The organism is Streptomyces xanthii (assembly GCF_014621695.1).
Classification (GTDB): Bacteria; Actinomycetota; Actinomycetes; order Streptomycetales; family Streptomycetaceae; genus Streptomyces; species Streptomyces xanthii.
The window spans coordinates 4963382-4979976 of sequence record NZ_CP061281.1 but is presented as its reverse complement, the minus strand read 5'-3'; the positions used below and the strand labels follow the sequence as shown (position 1 = coordinate 4979976).

The window sequence follows — 16595 nt, the reverse complement described above, 5'->3', positions numbered from 1 at the left end:
CACGCCGTAGGGTGACGAAGTGGCCGGAGGCCGCCGACGAGGGAAGAGGGGGAGCGGCCCGCATGTCGCAGACCGACGACGACGCAGCGCACGCCGGGGACATACCCGGAGCGAGGCTGCGCTGGTGGACCGAGCTCCCGTTGATCTTCCTCGTGTACGGCGTGTACACGGCGGGCCGGCTGCTGGCCCGCGGCGACGTGAGCACGGCCGTCGACCACGGCCTGGCGATACTCCGGGCCGAGAAGGCAGTCCACCTCAATCTCGAACATCCGCTGAACCGTCTGTTCACCCGCGAGGCATGGATCGGCGTCCCCGCCGACTTCTGGTACGCCTCGCTGCACTACCTGGTCACGCCGGCGATCCTCGTCTGGCTGTTCCGCCGCCGCGCCCATGTGTACCGCGCGGCCCGCACCTGGCTGATGACCTCGACGCTGATCGGCCTGATCGGCTTCACCCTGCTCCCGACCTGCCCGCCCCGCCTGCTCACGGCCGGCTACGGCTTCGTCGACACCATGGCCCAGTACAGCTCGTACGGCTGGTGGGGCGGCGCGGCGAGCGCGCCCAAGGGCATGGGCGGGATGACGAACCAGTACGCGGCGATGCCCAGTCTGCACGTCGGATGGGCGCTGTGGTGCGGCGTGATGCTGTGGCGGCACGGGCGCGGCCCGCTCGCGAGGACGGCGGCCGTCGGCTATCCGCTGATCACGACGATCGTCGTGATGGGCACGGCCAACCACTACTTCTTCGACGCGGTCGCGGGCGCCGCCGTGATGGGCGTGGGCCTGCTGCTCACGAAGCCGGTCCAGCGGCTCGCCGGGCGGATCCGGGACCGGGTCGCCGCGGTCCTGGCGAACGGCTCGTGGGCGGCCCCTTCCGCCACACGTTCCTCGATTGTCAGTGGAGAGTGCCAGACTTCGCCGGGTGAGCGAATTCCCCGACAGCGCAAGGGTGCCCCGACCCACGACACCGGTGACGGGGCTGCGGCACCAGCTCGCTGAGCTGCGCGGCCCGGACCGGCCCCCGCGCCCGCTGGACGCCCGCGCCCTGGCCGCCCTCGCGGCGAACCCGGGGTGCAACCGGCGCGCGCTCCTGGACGGGGCGGGCGTCGACAAGGCGCGGCTCGCGGACGCGCTGGGGGCGCCCTCGGCGTTCGGCCAGTCCCAGTTCGCGCTGGCGCGGGGGAACGTGTTCGAGGCGCGGGTGAAGGCGGACGGCGGCGCGCAGTTGCTGCGGCTGGTGCACGAGCGGGTCGGTCCCGCGGGCGCGCCGGAGCCGGTGGCCGAGCTGGTGTCGGCGCCGGATCTGTCGGCGGCCGGTCCGCAGGGCCGTACGGCACGGACCGCGCTGGCGCTGCGCGAGGCGGCTCAGTCGCCGGGCACGTGGACGTTCCTGGACCATCCGATGCTGGCGCTCGACGTGGCGGGCAGCCCCGCGTTCCTGGAGCCGGACGCCGTGGTGGTGCATCCGGACGGGAGCTGGACGGTCGTCGAGATCAAGTCGTTCCCGATGATCGACGGGGCGGCGGACGCGGCGAAGGTCGGGGCGGCGGCCCGGCAGGCGGCCGTGTACGTACTGGCCCTCGAGCAGGTCGCCCAGCGGCTGACCGGCCTCGATGCCGAGGTCAGGGTCCGGGACCGGATCGTGCTGGTGTGCCCGAAGGACTTCTCGAACCTGCCGGCGGCGTCCGCGGTCGACGTGCGCAAGCAGCTCGCGGTCACCCGCAGGCAGCTGGCCCGGCTGACCCGGATCGAGGACATCGCGGCGGCGCTCCCGCCCGGCACGGCCTTCGACCCGGAGCTGCCCGCGGCCGAGCTGGCGGCCGCGGTCGAGGCGGTCCCGGCGACGTACGCGCCGGAGTGCCTGGCCGCGTGCGAGCTGGCGTTCCACTGCCGCGAGCGGTCCCGGGCGGCGGGCGCGGTGACGGTGCTCGGCCGGCCGCTCCGCGCCGAGCTGGGCGGTCTGACGACGGTGGACGCGGTGCTCGCGGCGGCGCACGGCGAGGGCGGCGATCCGGCGGACCCGACGGTGGCGGCGCTGCGCCGGGCCGCCGCGCTGCGGGCCGAGGCACTGAGCGGCAAGGAGCGGCAGCGGTGAGTCTGATCAACCATCTGGCCCGGCTCGAGGCCACGAGCACGGGGCGCGCGCAGCCGACCGCCACGGTGCGGCACCGGCATCTGTCCCAGCGCCCGCTGGTCCTCGTGCCGCTGACGACCGCGGGTGAGACGGGCGCCCCGCTCGGCGCGCTCGTCGGCACGGAGCGGACGTCGCCGCGGCTGCTCGTCGTGCCGCAGCCGCGCGACCGCGACCTGCGTTTCGCGTTCCTCACGCGGCTCGCCGACGAGGTGCTGCCGTACCTGGACGGGTTCGCGGCGGACGTCGAGCTGACAGAGCGCAACGAGACGGACGCGGAGACCGGCAAGAAGGTCAAGGTCGAGGTGGAGCTGTGCGCGGACGCTCCGCAGCTGATCGTGCCGAGCCGGGCGGGCGTCGAGTTCGTCCGGCTGCTCGGCCGGTCGATGCGGTTCCGGCGCACCGCCGAGCAGGACCCGGAGGCGCCGCATCCGGCGCCGCCGCACGTGCCGCTGCTGGGGCGCTGGCTGACGCACTTCGGGGAGCGGGCGCGCGTGCCGGGCTCCTCGCTGCTCCTGGCGATGACGGACCTGCTGTCCCGGCACTGGGCGACGGGCCAGTCGAGCCTGGAGGACCAGCACCTGGGCCCGCTGCTCGCCTGGATCGACGCCCCTGAAGGCACGTCGGGCGCGGCGGCGGCCGAGCGGGCGGAGCGGGGCCGGGACGAGCGCGGTCAGCTGCTGTGCCCGCCGGCCGGCCCGGCCACGGACCCGGCGTTCGACAACAAGCTCCTCGCACCGGCGATCGAGCGCTACGACCGGGCCCGTACGCGCATGGCGGCGGCCGAGGACGCGATCGAGGCGGACGGCCGGCTGGCCGAACTGACGGCGGCGGAGCGGGAGATCCACGCCCTGGTCGAGTCCCGCACCCGGCCCACCTGGGACGCGGTGTGGCGCGGCCTCGACGTGCTGTGCACGCTGCCCGAGAGCGCGCACGCGGCGGACCGCTGGACGCGGGACCGCTGGTCGTTCACGATGCACCGCGACCGGGTGGCGGCGGGCGAGCCCCCGCAGCCGCGCCGCGACGACGCGGTGACGGCGGCGAACAAGCTGGCGACGCGGGAGCGCGAGCAGGCCCGGCTCGACGCCCAGGAGGCGCTCGACGACCCGCTGGTGATGGCCGGGCGGCGGCTCGCCGGGGAGGCGTTCGCGGGCGAGGTGACGGAGGTCGTGTCCGCGTACAGCGAGAAGAAGCGGCCGCGCCCGCTGGTCACCGTGCGCACGGACGACCGGCCGCACCTCGCGGAGCGCGTGAAGGTGTACCGCTCGCTCGGAGGCAAGCCGCAGAGCGCCGAGTTCGTGGCGTACGAGGGCGAGGACGCGGTGGTGCTGCGGATCCTGGACAAGATGGGGCGCGGCAAGGAGCCCGAGGAGGGGTCCGTGCCGCGGAAGGGCGACCAGATGTGCTGGACGCTGTTCGAGCACGAGCAGCGCGGCGGGCCGAAGCTGCCGGATCCGGAGGCGACGCCGTGGACGCACGGCGGTCCGCCGGGGGCGGGCGCGGAGGCACCGGACGCGACGACGGCGGAGGACATCCTGTGAGCACGGTGAGCACGCCGGACACGTTCGACCCGGGAGCCGAGGCGTCCCGGGCGACCGAGGGCATCCTGCGCGACACACTGCACGGGGACGCGCGCGGTGTCGTCGTCGACTCCCCGCCCGGCGCCGGGAAGTCGACCCTCGTCGTGCGGGCCGCGCTCGAACTCGCGGACGCGGGCCGCCCGTTGATGATCGTCGCGCAGACGAACGCGCAGGTGGACGACCTCGTCGTACGGCTCCACGACAAGAGCCCCGAGCTGCCCGTGGGCCGCCTGCACAGCAGCGACGCCGACGCGTACGACAAGGCCCTGGACGACCTGCCGAACGTCCGCACCTCGGCGAAGGCCGGCGATCTCGCACCGCTCCCCGTCGTCATCTCGACGGCCGCGAAGTGGGCGCACGTGAAGGTCGACGAGCCGTGGCGGCACGCGATCGTCGACGAGGCGTACCAGATGCGGTCGGACGCGCTGCTCGCCGTGGCGGGGCTGTTCGAGCGGGCGCTGTTCGTGGGCGACCCGGGGCAGTTGGACCCGTTCTCGATCGTCGGCTCCGAACAGTGGGCGGGCCTGTCCTACGACCCGTCGGCCTCGGCGGTGTCGACGCTGCTCGCGCACAACCCCGAACTGCCGCAGCACCGCCTCCCGGTGTCGTGGCGGCTCCCCGCGACGGCGGCGCCGCTGGTGTCGAAGGCCTTCTATCCCTTCACGGAGTTCCGCAGCGGCACGGACGAGGGGGACCGGGCGCTGGACTTCCGCGTCCCGTCGGACGGTTCGGGACCGGACCTGGTGATCGACGAGGCGGCCCGCTCCGGCTGGGGTCTGCTCGAACTGCCCGCGGCGCACACCCCGCGCACGGACCCGGAGGCGGTACGGGCGGTGTCTCTCGTCGTACGGCGCCTGCTCGACCGGGACGGGGTCACGTACTCCGAGCGGGAGCCGCGCGAGGGGGCGCTGACCGCGGACCGGATCTGTGTCGGCACCGCGCACCGTGACCAGGCGGCCGCCGTACGGGCCGCGCTCGCGGAGCTGGACGTGACGGGGGTGACGGTCGACACGGCGAACCGGCTGCAGGGCATGGAGTTCGACGTGACGGTGGTCCTGCACCCGTTGTCGGGCCGCCCCGACGCGACAGCCTTCCACCTGGAGACGGGCCGCCTGTGCGTCCTGGCGTCCCGCCACCGCCACGCCTGCATCGTCATCAGCCGCGCCGGCATCCCCGATCTCCTCGACGCCCACCCGTCGACGGACCCGGTCCAACTGGGGGTCACGGTGAAGTTCCCGGACGGGTGGGAGGCGAACCATGCGGTACTGGACCGGTTGTCGCGGCACAGGGTGACCTGGAGACCCTGAGGCCGGAGGCCATCGGGTGAGCTGGAGTCCCTGAGGCCAGAGGGTGGTCTTGCGGGGTGCCGGACAATGAAGACGTAGCCGGAACCAAGGAGGACCACCATGGCGGAGCCCGAGCGGCCCCGTACCCCGCGACCACGGTTGCGGCCCGCCCCGCTGATCTTCGAGCCCGCGGAGGCCACCGCGGACCCGGAGCACTTCTTCGACCTGGAGTCGATCGCGGACCCCCGCGAGCTGCTCGGCCGGGCGACCGAGCTGACCCACGCCTTCCGCGCGGCGGCCGACCGGTCCATGGAGTTCCAGGCGATCGCGGCCGCGCAGCTCGCCGATCCGCGCCGGTTCGACCGGCTGACGACGGCGGACATCGCGGAGCGCGCGGAGTGGACCGAGGACTATGCGAAGAAGATGGTCGAGTTCGGCCGTGACCTGCTGCGCGGTGCCCGGGACGACACCGACTGACCGCCCGTAATGACCTGGTGGCATATGCCGAGGGGGCAAGATACTCCGCCCCGCCCCCTCCTGTCCTGAATTCCCGCAACTCTCGGGAAGCGGGCTCTCACAGCCCGTAGATGTAGGGGACATGAGCACCGCACACCCGCACCTCATGCCGCCGGCCACCGCGTTCCAGGACCACCTCGACGCCTCGGGGCTCACCCCCGAGGGCGCCGCGTGGCTCGCCTCGGCCGGAACGTATCCGCGTTCGACGCTGGCCGACTGGGAGTCCCGCCCCGACGCACCCGTGGTGCTGCCCTGCGGCTCCGTCTTCGACGTGGTGAACGTTCCGGCGATCTTCGGCCGGCGGATGCTGGACCGGCTGTGGGACCAGGGGCCCGGTACGGGGCCGGTCGCGGCGCACCGGGGACGCATGCTCCTCTTCACGGCGCCCGGTACGGCGCAGCGGCTGCCGTCGCTGCTGGAGTGGGAGGAGTGGGGTCCGGCGGTGCCGCCGCTGCTGTGTCACGGGCCCGGCGACGCGGTGACCGTTCCCGCGCCGCTGTCCCTCGCGCCGGCGCACGCGCGGTCCCGGTGGGTGGTGGCTCCGGACACGCGACGGCCCTGGTTGCCGGGGCCCGAGGTGCTGCTCTGGGCGTGCGTGCGGGCGGCCCGGGCGACGGTGCGCATATCGATTTCTCGGTCCGCCGATCGCGATGCTAATGTCTACGACGTCAGCCGGCGCCATTAGCTCAGTTGGTTAGAGCAGCGGACTCTTAATCCGCGTGTCCGGGGTTCGAGTCCCTGATGGCGCACCGACAGCAAGGCCCCTCGCAACAGCGGGGGGCCTTCGCTTTTGCCCGCCGCCGACCAGTCGGCGACTCCGTCACGGGGGCGCGATCAGCGAGGCCCTGGGGGCGCACGAAGTGCGCCTTCAGGGGCGCGGGGAACTGCGCGACCAGCCACGACGGCGCAGCAGTCGGCGACGATGCTCAGCCCCTACGGCGCCGACGCCGTAGCCGAGGCCGACCGATTCGCGCACCCGGCACCTGGGTGCCGCCTTGCCCACCGTGCCGGCCCAGGCGGCAGACTGCCCAACGCTAGGTCGACGCGACCAGCGTGGTCAGCCTGTGGTGATTTTCAGGTTCCAGGAGCCTGAGGGTGTGCGGGATTCCGCTTCGATGCGGATGTGTTCCCCGGGCAGGGTGAAGCTCTCGCCCACCTCCAGGGGGGCGTCGGCCAGCGGTGGGTAGACGGATTCGCCGTAGCAGGCCCCCGTACCCGGGTGCGTGTCGAGGACCTGGACCGGCCCGTCACCGGAGGTGGAGTCGCTGCGGACCCGGTAGACGAGGATCCCCCGCGTACAGGTGCCGGTGTCGTTGCCCGTGCCTCCGCGCGCCTCGACGGCGATCGCGCTGGACGGCCCCGTACGGACGACGGCGAGCTTCGTCCCGTCCCCCGTGCCGAACGCGGCGCCCCGCGCATCGGGCCCGGTGCTGAGCGGCTCCAGGGTGAGCCGCGTCGGCCCGGTGTCGCTGACGCAGCGGACCTGTCCCGGGTCCAGCCACCCCAGCTTCCACTTGTGCCAGCCGAACAGATCCGGCGCGAGCCCGAACTGGCTGCCCATGACGTCCCAGTCCCCCACGTACGTGTCCCAGTCCCCCTTGCCGTCGGAGGGCCGGTGGTAGAGGTCGGGCAGGTCGAAGACGTGCCCGGTCTCGTGGGCGAGGACGTTGCGGTCCGGGGGGTGCCGTTCGAAGACGGTGACGACGCGCCGGATGTCCGTGCCGTCGGCCCGCATCGGCCGGTCGAAGTTGACGACCTTGGTGGCGTCGGAGTCGACGCCGGGCGCGTCCGGGTCGGCGACGAGGTAGACGACGTCGTACTTGCTGAAGTCGGTCACGGGGTCGGCGGCGGCGAGCGCGTCGCGCAGGTAGTCGCTGCGGTGCGCCGCGCTCCAGTCCCGCTTTATGGCGTACGAGGTGGAGTCGTGCGGCATCTGGATCCAGCGGGTCTGCGGATGCGGCACGAGTTCGAAGCGGCCGTAGGAGGCCTGCTCGAAGAAGCGGGTGGTGGCCGGGAAGTGGTCGGCGGCCAGTTCCTGCGGGCTGGTCTGCGGTTCCGCGTCGGGGAACGAGAGGAAGACCATCACGGCGTCGAGCCGCTTGCCGGGCCGCGGATACGCCTCGTTCCACGTGTCGAGGCCCTCGGAGTGGTGGGCGGCGGTGCGCTCCAGGGCGCAGGGCCCGCCATAGGGGGCGGCGGACGCGGGACCCGCGACCAGGCCTGTGGCGGCCAGGGCGGTGAGAGCGGTGAGCGCCGCCGCGACGGCGCGCGGCCGGGGCTTCTCCACTCCCCCGGGTGGCTGCGGACGCGGCAAGTCGACCTCCGGGTGGGGAAAGCGGGACACCCCACCCAGACTGTGGGTGTTTGTAGTACTGCGCCCTCTTTATCTGGCCCGGACGAGTGACGGGGTGACACGCCGGGCGGTCACAGAACGTCACAGGCGGTCGGGCTGTGCACGGACCACGGCACGACCGCGACGCACCTTGAGCAGAAACGATCTGGCGCGGGGCCGGCCGACGGGCGTGCGGCGGTCACCGGGCTCCCGCAGGCTGGATGGGCCGTCCGACCTGCCTCTATGATCGGCACACTTTCTGCCGGGACCCGGCCGCACCAGATCACGCATCCAGACGACGCAGAGCGGGAGCGAGCGGTGAGCGCACAGCCAGAAGGGCCCACGACCGCGACGGATACCTGCCCGCCCGGCCCGCGCCCCGGCCACACCCTCACGGAGAGTGCCGAGCGGGCGCAGGAGCCGCCGGAGGCACAGGCGAGGAACCCCCTGCGGTCGGCGTTCCTCGCCTCGCCACTCGCCATGGTCGTCGTCGACCCGGCCGGCCTGATCGTGGCGGCCAACACGGCGGCCCGCGTCCTGCTCGACGGCGCCGGCGGCGACGCGCTGACCGGCCGGGACGCCGCGGAGCTGCTCGACCTCGGTTCGGACCCGCGCACCTGGAACGCGTACCGCGAGGTGCTGCGCGGGCGGCAGGCCCGGCTGACCCGCACCCGCCGCCTCAAGCACGCCACGGGGCGCTCGGTGTGGGCGCAGATCACGGTCGGCCCCGTGCCGGGCACCGAGACGACGCTGATCTCGCTCACCGACATCAGCGCCCGGCGTGAACTCGCGGCGCGGCTGCGGCACTTGGAGATGCACGACCCGGTGACCCGGCTGCCCAACCGGGCCCTGTTCTTCGAGCGGGTCACGGCCGCGCTGGAGACGGGCGCGTACGAGGGGACGGGCGCGACCGGGCGGGTGGGCCTGTGCTATCTCGACCTCGACGGGTTCAAGGCGGTCAACGACACGCTCGGCCACCACGTCGGCGACCGGCTGCTGACCGCAGTCGCCGACCGGCTGACGCGCTGCGCGGCGCTGGCCGCCACGGCGACGGGGACCCCGCTGGTGGCCCGGCTGGGCGGCGACGAGTTCGCGCTGCTCGTGGAGGACTCGACGGGCACCGAGCAGCTGGCGGATCTGGCGGAGTCGGTGCTCGCCGCGTTGCAGGAGCCGTTCGACCTCGCGGGGCAGCGGCTGTCGGTGTCGGCGTCGATCGGGGTCGTGGAGCGGCATGTCTCGGGGACCACGACGACAGGGCTGATGCAGGCCGCGGACACCACGCTGTACTGGGCGAAGGCGGACGGCAAGGCGCGCTGGACCCTGTTCGACCCGGAGCGCAACGCGCACCGGATGACACGGCAGGCGCTCTCCTCGGGGCTGCGGCCGGCGGTGGAGCGTGGGGAGTTCGTGCTCGAGTACCAGCCGCTGGTGCGGATGGCCGACGGCGGGCTGTCCGGGGTGGAGGCGCTGGTGCGCTGGCGGCACCCCCAGTTCGGCCTGCTCACGCCGAATCGGTTCATCGGTCTGGCCGAGGAGGACGGGTCGATCGTGCAGCTGGGGCGGTGGGTGCTGCGGACCGCCTGCCGGCAGGCGCGGGCCTGGCAGCTGGCGCATCCGGAGGCCGAACCGGTCGTCGTGAGCGTGAACGTGGCGGTGCGTCAGGTCTGGGACTCGGATCTCGTGGCGGACGTGGCGCAGATCCTGGAGGAGACGCGTCTGCCGCCGCACCTGTTGCAGCTGGAGCTGACGGAGTCGGCCGTGATGGGTTCGGCGGGGCGGCCGTTGCAGGCGCTGCAGGCGCTCAGCGACATGGGGGTCGCCATCGCCATCGACGACTTCGGCACCGGGTACTCGAACCTCGCGTATCTGAGCCGGCTGCCGGTGTCGGTGCTGAAGCTCGACGGATCGTTCGTGCGCGGCTTCCAGGACGGCGGCGGCCACGGCGGCGCGGCCGCGTCCGACCCGGCGGACGCGATGATCGTCGAGGCGCTGGTGCAGCTGGCGCACCGGCTCGGGCTCACCGTGATCGCGGAGTGCGTCGAGACGTCGGAGCAGGCGGAGCGGCTGCGCCGGATCGGGTGCGACACGGGGCAGGGCTGGCTGTACTCGCGGGCGGTCGCCGCGGAGGGGATCTCCGCGCTGCTGGCCGGGAGCGCCGCCTAGGGCGTGTCTTCAAACTCCCGTCGTCGCCCGGAGGGCGGCTTCGCGGCGTCTGGTGCGTGCTCTCGGCGTGCCGGGCGCAGGCCCTCGTAGCGGAGCTACTTGGGTCTTCGCCCGGTGCGCCGAGAGTGCGTGCCAGACGCCGTGAAGCAGGCGGGAGTTTGAAGACACGCCCTAGGACCTTTTGTTCGGATCAGGCTGGGCTCCCGGCCGGCGGGGGCGGGCGTCAGGCGCCGGCGCCCGGGAGTCCGTAGGCGTCGGCGATGAGTTCGTACGAGCGCAGGCGGACGTCTCCGCTGTGGGCGTTGGCCGTCAGCATGAGCTCGTCGGCGCCGGTGCGCTTCTGGAGGTCGTCGAGTCCGGAGCGGACCTCGTCGGGGGTGCCGTGGATGACGTTCGCGTTCCAGGTGCGGATGAAGTCGCGCTCCATCTCGTTGAACGCGTACGCCTCCGCCTCCTCCGGGGTGGGGACGAGGCCGGGGCGGCCGGTGCGCAGCCGGACCATGTTCAGGGCGGCGGCCATCACCTGGCGGCGGGCCTCGGTGCCGTCGTCGTCGGTGGCGAGCGCAGAGACGCCGATGAGGGCGTACGGCTCGTCGAGGACGGCGGAGGGCCGGAACGAGGTGCGGTAGAGGTCCAGGGCCGGGATCGTGTTCTGCGCGGAGAAGTGGTGCGCGAAGGCGAACGGCAGGCCGAGGCTGCCGGCCAGGCGGGCGCTGAAGCCGGAGGAGCCGAGCAGCCAGACCGGCGGGCGGTGCGGGTCCTGGACGCCACCGGGTGACGTGGCCTGGACCGGGCCGGGGACGGCGTGGATCCGGGCGTACGGGTGCCCGTCGGGGAAGTCGTCGTCGAGGAAGCGGATCAGCTCGGCGAGCTGCTGCGGGAAGTCGTCGGCGCCCTCGTTCAGGCGCTCGCTGCGGCGCAGGGCGGCGGCGGTGGCGCCGTCGGTGCCCGGCGCGCGGCCGAGGCCGAGGTCGACACGGCCCGGGGCCATCGCCTCCAGCGTGCCGAACTGCTCCGCGATGACCAGCGGGGCGTGGTTGGGGAGCATGACGCCGCCGGAGCCGAGGCGGATGCGGTCCGTGTGGGCGGCCAGGTGGGCCAGGATCACGGCGGGGCTGCTGGAGGCGACGCCCGGCATGGAGTGGTGCTCGGCGACCCAGTAGCGGTGGAAGCCGCGGCGCTCCGCGAGGCGGGCGATGTCGACGCTCGTGCGGAGGGCGTCGGTGGCGGTGCGGCCCGCGCCCACCGTCACCAGGTCCAGGACGGAGAGGGGGGTGGGGGCGGTGCCGGTGGCTGCGCCGCGGATGTCGTCTGGGGTGGGCGGCACGGATCCTCCTGCTACGGGTGCCTGTACTCGATGCCTGCCTTAACGGAGGCGGTCTCCGGTTTATTCCCGCTCGGCTCGCGTGAAGCGGACGGCGCCCCGTCGCCGTAGGGCTTCCCCGGTTTCTTTCGCGGCTGCGGCCCGGTGGGGGCTGGTCGCGCAGTTCCCCGCGCCCCTGAAATGCATGCCCTTCGGGCGCATTTCCCCGAGGAGGCGCAGCCTCCTTAGGGGCGCGGGGCTGTGTCCACCCGCGGGCGAAGGTCTACGCCTGGATCAGCGGCGCTTTCTGGAAGAGGGCGCCCAAGAGCGGAGCGTTGACGCGGCGGTCGGCCAGGCGGAGGCCCTCCCAGACGGTGACCTGGTTCGCGGTGAGGACCGGCTTGCCGAGTTCCCGTTCCAGAGCGGAGACGTAGGACGCCGTGTGCAGTGCCGTGTCCGGGAGGAGGATCGCCTCCGCTTCCGGGTGGTCGCCGGCGCGGGCCATGGCCAGGACCTCGTCCCAGCCCCACGTGCCGACCTCCGCCGCGGTGATGATCCCGCTCCCCCGCACGGAGAGCACCTCCGCCCCGGACGCGGTGAGGAACTCCGCGAAGTACGCGGCGACGTCCTCCGGGTACGTCGCCGCGACGGCGACCCGCCGCACCCCGAGCTCCCGCAGCGCGTACGCGAAGGCGAAGGACGTGCTGGAGGCGGGCAGCCCCGCGGCCCGCGCGAGCGCCCGCACCTGCTCGTGCGCCCCCTCCCAGCCGAAGACGAAGCTCGCGGACGTGCACGCCCACACCACCGCCTCCGCCCCGGCGAGCCGCAGCTCCTCGACCCCCGCCGCGAGCCGCTCGGGCGCCCCCATCCGCAGCAGCGCGTCGACCCGGTGCGCGTCCTCGCCGATGTCGGTGTGCACGACGGGCAGCCGGACGTCGCTGTCGATCAGCATCTCGATGCGCGGGTAGTCGTCCTCGGCCGAGTGTCCGGGGTAGAGGAATCCGAGCGCTGTCATGCAAAGCCGCCTTCCTGCTGGCCTTCGGGGAGTTGCCGGTGCTGTTCGGGCAGGGGCCACTGGCGGCGCGCGGCCGGATCGAGCAGCGCCTGATAGGGGCCCACCGCGCGCGTGCCGAGCCGTTTCAGCGCGGACCACATCGTGACCTGGTTGGCGGAGATCACCGGGATCCGCAGTTCGGCCTCCAGCTGCGGTATGACGTCGTACGTGGGCAGGTTGGTGCAGCTGATGAACAGCGCGTCGGCCCCCGGGCCCACCGCCTCCCGCGCCATCGCCGCGACGTCCCGGTAGGGGACCTTCCAGATGTGCCGGGTCAGTCCGAGATAGGCCCGCCCGGTGACCGTCGTACCGGCCTCGCCGAGATACGCCTCCAGGGACTCGGTCACCGACGCCGTGTACGGGGTGACCAGGGCGATGCGCCGGGCGCCGAGCTCGGCGAGCGCTTCGAGCAGCGCGCCCGACGTGGTCACCGAGGGCAGTTCACCGGCCCGGTGCATGGCCTCGCACATCGCCCGCTCGCCGGCGATGCCGCCGACGAAACTGCCCGAGGTGCAGGCGTACGCGACGACCTCCGGCTCGGCCGCGGCCAGGGCCCGTACCGCCTCGTCGAGCGTCTCGTGCTCGCTGACCAGGCGGGCCAGGTCGAGACTGACCTCGACCGGCACGAACGGCGTACGGGTGAGGTGGAGGGAGATCTCGTCGGGCACCCAGCGCCACAGCTCGCGGTCGAGTGCGAAGTCGAAGGGTGCGACGACGCCCACGCCGCGCTGCGGCTGCGGTCCCCCCAGGAATGAGACGTCCATGAGCTGGCCCCACATTCAGCTGTCGTGATGCGTGATGGATGCCGGGTGCCGGAATGTGCCGGGGTGTTCCCGGGTGGTGCTGAGGCCGGCGGACCGCCGGGACGTCGGAACAGCGGAGAGGGTGGGTATCCGCTTGCGGAGTACCCCTGTTGACGACGTTAGATTCAGGTGCCAGCGTGGTCAATCCGCCCAAGTCAGGCGGATGCCCGAAGCCCGCAGAAACTGTTTCCCGGGGGAACCGGGGAACCGTCCTCCAGGAAGCGGAACCTCGTTGCGCAACGATCTCCGGACCCCGACCGTGCTGGTCCTGGACGCCCCCTCACCCGCCCCGGCGCCCCGCCTCGGCAGCCTCACCGGGCGGGCCCGGGTGGAGCACGCCCAGGACGCCGACGAGCTGCGCGAGCGGCTGCCCGACGCCGATGTGCTGCTCGTCTGGGACTTCCTCTCGGACGCCGTGCGGGAGGCCTGGCCGGCCGCCGCGCCCGGTGCCCGGCCCGAGTGGGTGCACACCGCGAGCGCCGGCGTGGACCGGCTGATGTTCCCCGAGCTGGTCGATTCGGACACCGTGCTGACCAACGCGCGGGGCGTCTTCGACCGGCCGATCGCCGAGTACGTCGCCGCGCTGGTCCTGGCGATGGCCAAGGACCTGCCGCGCACGCTCGCGCTCCAGGCGGAGCGGACCTGGCGGCACCGGGAGTCGCAGCGGGTCGCGCGGACGCGGGCCTGCGTCGTCGGCTCCGGGCCGATCGGACGGGCGATCGTCAAGCAGCTGAAGGCGATCGGGATGATCACGGCGCTGGTGGGGCGCGAGGCGCGGACCGGGGTCCACGGGCAGGACGAACTGGACCGGCTGCTCGCCCGGGCCGACTGGGTGGTGTGCGCGGCGCCGCTGACGGACGCGACGCGCGGCATGTTCGACGCCCGGCGGTTCGGCGTGATGCAGCCGTCGGCCCGGTTCATCAACGTGGGGCGCGGACAGCTCGTCGTCGAGGACGACCTGCTCGACGCGCTGAACAAGCGGTGGATCACGGGCGCCGCCCTCGACGTCTTCGAGCACGAGCCGCTGCCGCCGGACAGCCCGCTGTGGACGACCCCCGGGCTGATCGTGTCTCCGCACATGAGCGGGGACACGGTGGGCTGGCGGGACGAACTCGGGCTCCAGTTCGTCGAGTTGTACGAGGCCTGGGCCGCCGGCCGGCCGCTGACGAATGTAGTCGACAAGAAACGTGGGTATGTCCCGGGGAACTGATCACCGGCCCTGACGTTCATGGACCTCGTCGCTGGAAGGCGGACACGGATGACGACGGAGCTCACCGGACTGACCGCGCAGGAACTCGTCGACGGCTACCGCAAGGGCGAGTTCGGCCCGGTCGACGCCACCCGGGCGGTGCTCGCCCGCATCGAGGAGACCCAGCCCGCGCTGAACGCGTTCACGCGGGTCGACGCCGAGGGCGCCCTCGCGGCGGCGGAGGCGAGCGCGGAGCGGTGGCGTCGCGGGGAGCCACAGGGGCTGGTGGACGGGGTGCCGGTCACCGTCAAGGACATCCTGCTGCAGCGCGGGGTGCCGACGCTGCGCGGGTCGCGGACGGTGCGGGCCGAGGGGCGCTGGGACGAGGACGCGCCGTCGGTGGCACGGCTGCGGGAGCACGGGGCCGTCTTCGTGGGGCGGACGACGACCCCCGAGTTCGGCTGGAAGGGCGTCACCGACTCGCCGCTCACGGGCGTCACCCGCAATCCGTACGACACCTCGCGCACCGCCGGCGGGTCCAGCGGGGGCAGCGCGGCGGCCGTCGCGGTCGGGGCGGGGCCGCTGTCGCTGGGCACGGACGGCGGGGGTTCGGTACGGATCCCGGCCTCGTTCTGCGGGATCTTCGGGCTGAAGCCGACGTACGGGCGGGTGCCGCTGTACCCGGCCTCCGCGTTCGGGACGCTGTCCCACGTCGGGCCCATGACGCGGGACGCGGCGGACGCGGCGCTGATGATGGACGTGATCTCGGGGCCCGACCCGCGGGACTGGTCCGGTCTCGGGCCGGTCCCGGGCAGCTTCCGCGACGGGCTCGACGAGGGCGTGCGCGGGCTGCGGGTCGCGTTCTCGCCGTCGCTGGGCGGGCAGGTCGCGGTGCGGGCGGACGTCGCGGCGGCGGTACGGAAGGCGGTCACGCGGCTGGCCGAACTCGGGGCGTACGTGGAGGAGGTCGACCCCGACTTCACGGATCCGGTCGAGGCGTTCCATGTGCTGTGGTTCAGCGGGGCGGCGCGCGTGGTGCAGCAACTGTCGCCCGCGCAGCGTGAGCTGCTGGATCCCGGGCTCAAGGAAGTGTGTGCGCAGGGGGCCCGGTACAGCGCGCTGGACTATCTGGCGGCGGTCGACGCGCGGATGGCGCTCGGGCGGCGGATGGGGGTGTTCCACTCCACGTACGACCTGTTGGTGACGCCGACGGTGCCGCTCACCGCGTTCGAGGCGGGGGTCGAGGTTCCCCGGGGTTCGGGGCTGCGGCGCTGGACGGGCTGGACGCCCTTCACGTACCCGTTCAACCTGACGCAGCAGCCGGCGGCGACGGTCCCGGTCGGCCTCGACTCCACCGGCCTCCCCATCGGCCTCCAACTCGTGGCGGCCCGCCACGCCGACCCCCTGGTCCTGCGCGCGGCACACGCGCTGTACGCCTCGGGCGCGGCGGGGGTCAGCGGGCCTTAGGTTCCACTTGAGCGCGGGTCGGCTTCGCCGGGGCGGGTGTCCTTCTGCCGGGTGCGGTTCGTTGCCGGGTGCGGGTGCGTGGGGGCTGGTCGCGCAGTTCCCCGCGCCCCTGAAATGCAGACGCTTCGCGTCGCATTTCCCCGATGCGCGAGCGCCCGATGAGGTGGCGCACGACCGCACACCCCCCGGCCCGGGGAATCGCTCAGGCGCGGCGGAAGGACAGGGACTCGCCCGCGGCTCCGTTGCGCCAGAGGTCCTGGCAGGCCTCGGCCATGTCGTCGAGGCCGGACACGATCTGGCCCCAGACGATGCCGGGGACCCAGCCGACGTCCCCGTTCAGGAGCAGGTTGTTGCGTTCGTAGAACAGGGCCAGATCGATCACGGGGGTGCCGGCCTGGAGCGAGGCCCCCGACCCGTACCCGTAGGACTGCGACCCCAACTGCGTCCCGTTGAAGGAGAAGTAACAGAGGTCGCCGGGGACGGGCGTGACGGTCGGGTTCTCGAGCGGGGGCTCCTGCTCGGCGAAGGCGGGGAACAGGGCGTAGATCTCGTTGCGGGCGTATTTGGCGTGGTAGACGTCGGAGACGAGCGGCAGCGCGTCCCACACGGCCGCACACGTGAGCGGCGCCCGGTCGTCGAGGAGCTTCGCCCTGCACGTGACGCCCCGCTTGACCAGCGAGACCTCCAGGTACCGGGCGGCGGCGGTGCTGTCCTTTGCGTCCTGTGTCGTAGCCATACGTCACATGGTCGGCCCCCTTCACCCCCATGGGTC

14 protein-coding genes and 1 tRNA gene are annotated in these 16595 nt (G+C 73.3%); 10 read left to right on the top strand and 5 right to left on the bottom strand.

Features of this window, described 5'->3' with window-relative positions:
* Nucleotides 1-62 precede the first annotated feature (62 nt).
* The 7 genes from IAG42_RS22555 (at nucleotide 63) to IAG42_RS22525 (ending at nucleotide 6261) form a co-directional block, all read left to right on the top strand.
* A complete protein-coding gene (locus tag IAG42_RS22555) occupies nucleotides 63-998 on the top strand; it encodes a phosphatase PAP2 family protein (protein ID WP_188338767.1) in 936 nt (311 codons plus the stop codon).
* Nucleotides 949-2094 carry a hypothetical protein gene (locus tag IAG42_RS22550; RefSeq protein ID WP_188338766.1) on the top strand — a complete coding sequence of 382 codons (1146 nt, stop codon included), beginning with the start codon at nucleotides 949-951 and terminating at the stop codon, nucleotides 2092-2094. The genes IAG42_RS22555 and IAG42_RS22550 overlap by 50 nt, the downstream gene beginning before the upstream one ends.
* Nucleotides 2091-3671 carry a hypothetical protein gene (locus IAG42_RS22545; RefSeq protein WP_188338765.1) on the top strand — a complete coding sequence of 527 codons (1581 nt, stop codon included), beginning with the start codon at nucleotides 2091-2093 and terminating at the stop codon, nucleotides 3669-3671. The genes IAG42_RS22550 and IAG42_RS22545 overlap by 4 nt, the downstream gene beginning before the upstream one ends.
* Nucleotides 3668-5017 carry an AAA family ATPase gene (locus IAG42_RS22540; protein WP_394811235.1) on the top strand — a complete coding sequence of 450 codons (1350 nt, stop codon included), beginning with the start codon at nucleotides 3668-3670 and terminating at the stop codon, nucleotides 5015-5017. Before IAG42_RS22545 ends, IAG42_RS22540 begins: the two co-directional genes overlap by 4 nt.
* Nucleotides 5018-5116: 99 nt before the next feature.
* A complete protein-coding gene (locus tag IAG42_RS22535) occupies nucleotides 5117-5473 on the top strand; it encodes a hypothetical protein (protein ID WP_188338764.1) in 357 nt (118 codons plus the stop codon).
* A 121-nt stretch (nucleotides 5474-5594) separates the two neighbouring features.
* The gene (locus tag IAG42_RS22530) at nucleotides 5595-6197 is read left to right on the top strand and encodes a bifunctional DNA primase/polymerase (protein ID WP_394811234.1); all 603 of its coding nucleotides are present in this window, start codon (nucleotides 5595-5597) and stop codon (nucleotides 6195-6197) included.
* Nucleotides 6188-6261 (top strand) — tRNA-Lys (locus IAG42_RS22525). Before IAG42_RS22530 ends, IAG42_RS22525 begins: the two co-directional genes overlap by 10 nt.
* A gap of 308 nt (nucleotides 6262-6569) precedes the next feature.
* On the opposite strand, the gene IAG42_RS22520 is transcribed toward IAG42_RS22525, so the two are convergent.
* On the bottom strand, nucleotides 6570-7826 hold the full coding sequence (locus IAG42_RS22520; RefSeq protein ID WP_188338763.1) for a M6 family metalloprotease domain-containing protein: 1257 nt from the start codon (nucleotides 7824-7826) through the stop codon (nucleotides 6570-6572).
* A 336-nt stretch (nucleotides 7827-8162) separates the two neighbouring features.
* Here IAG42_RS22520 and IAG42_RS22515 point away from each other — a divergent pair, with 336 nt between their 5' ends.
* A complete protein-coding gene (locus tag IAG42_RS22515; RefSeq protein WP_188338762.1) occupies nucleotides 8163-10007 on the top strand; it encodes a putative bifunctional diguanylate cyclase/phosphodiesterase in 1845 nt (614 codons plus the stop codon).
* 223 nt (nucleotides 10008-10230) lie between these two features.
* On the opposite strand, the gene IAG42_RS22510 is transcribed toward IAG42_RS22515, so the two are convergent.
* From IAG42_RS22510 to IAG42_RS22500, 3 genes are all read right to left on the bottom strand, one after another.
* Nucleotides 10231-11334, bottom strand: coding sequence for an LLM class flavin-dependent oxidoreductase (locus IAG42_RS22510; RefSeq protein ID WP_188338761.1), 1104 nt, complete (start codon nucleotides 11332-11334; stop codon nucleotides 10231-10233).
* 259 nt (nucleotides 11335-11593) lie between these two features.
* Complete coding sequence (locus tag IAG42_RS22505) at nucleotides 11594-12325, bottom strand: maleate cis-trans isomerase family protein (RefSeq protein ID WP_188338760.1); 732 nt, start codon at nucleotides 12323-12325, stop codon at nucleotides 11594-11596.
* Nucleotides 12322-13128 carry a maleate cis-trans isomerase family protein gene (locus tag IAG42_RS22500; protein ID WP_188338759.1) on the bottom strand — a complete coding sequence of 269 codons (807 nt, stop codon included), beginning with the start codon at nucleotides 13126-13128 and terminating at the stop codon, nucleotides 12322-12324. Before IAG42_RS22500 ends, IAG42_RS22505 begins: the two co-directional genes overlap by 4 nt.
* Nucleotides 13129-13399: 271 nt before the next feature.
* On the opposite strand from IAG42_RS22500, the gene IAG42_RS22495 reads away from it, so the two are divergent.
* The gene (locus tag IAG42_RS22495; protein ID WP_223206123.1) at nucleotides 13400-14377 is read left to right on the top strand and encodes a D-2-hydroxyacid dehydrogenase; all 978 of its coding nucleotides are present in this window, start codon (nucleotides 13400-13402) and stop codon (nucleotides 14375-14377) included.
* A 48-nt stretch (nucleotides 14378-14425) separates the two neighbouring features.
* Nucleotides 14426-15823, top strand: coding sequence for an amidase (locus tag IAG42_RS22490; RefSeq protein WP_188338757.1), 1398 nt, complete (start codon nucleotides 14426-14428; stop codon nucleotides 15821-15823).
* 202 nt (nucleotides 15824-16025) lie between these two features.
* Here the strand turns inward: IAG42_RS22490 and IAG42_RS22485 are convergent, their stop codons facing one another.
* Entirely contained in the window at nucleotides 16026-16559 is a 534-nt protein-coding gene (locus tag IAG42_RS22485; RefSeq protein WP_188338756.1) for a DUF3830 family protein, read from the bottom strand.
* Nucleotides 16560-16595 lie beyond the last annotated feature (36 nt).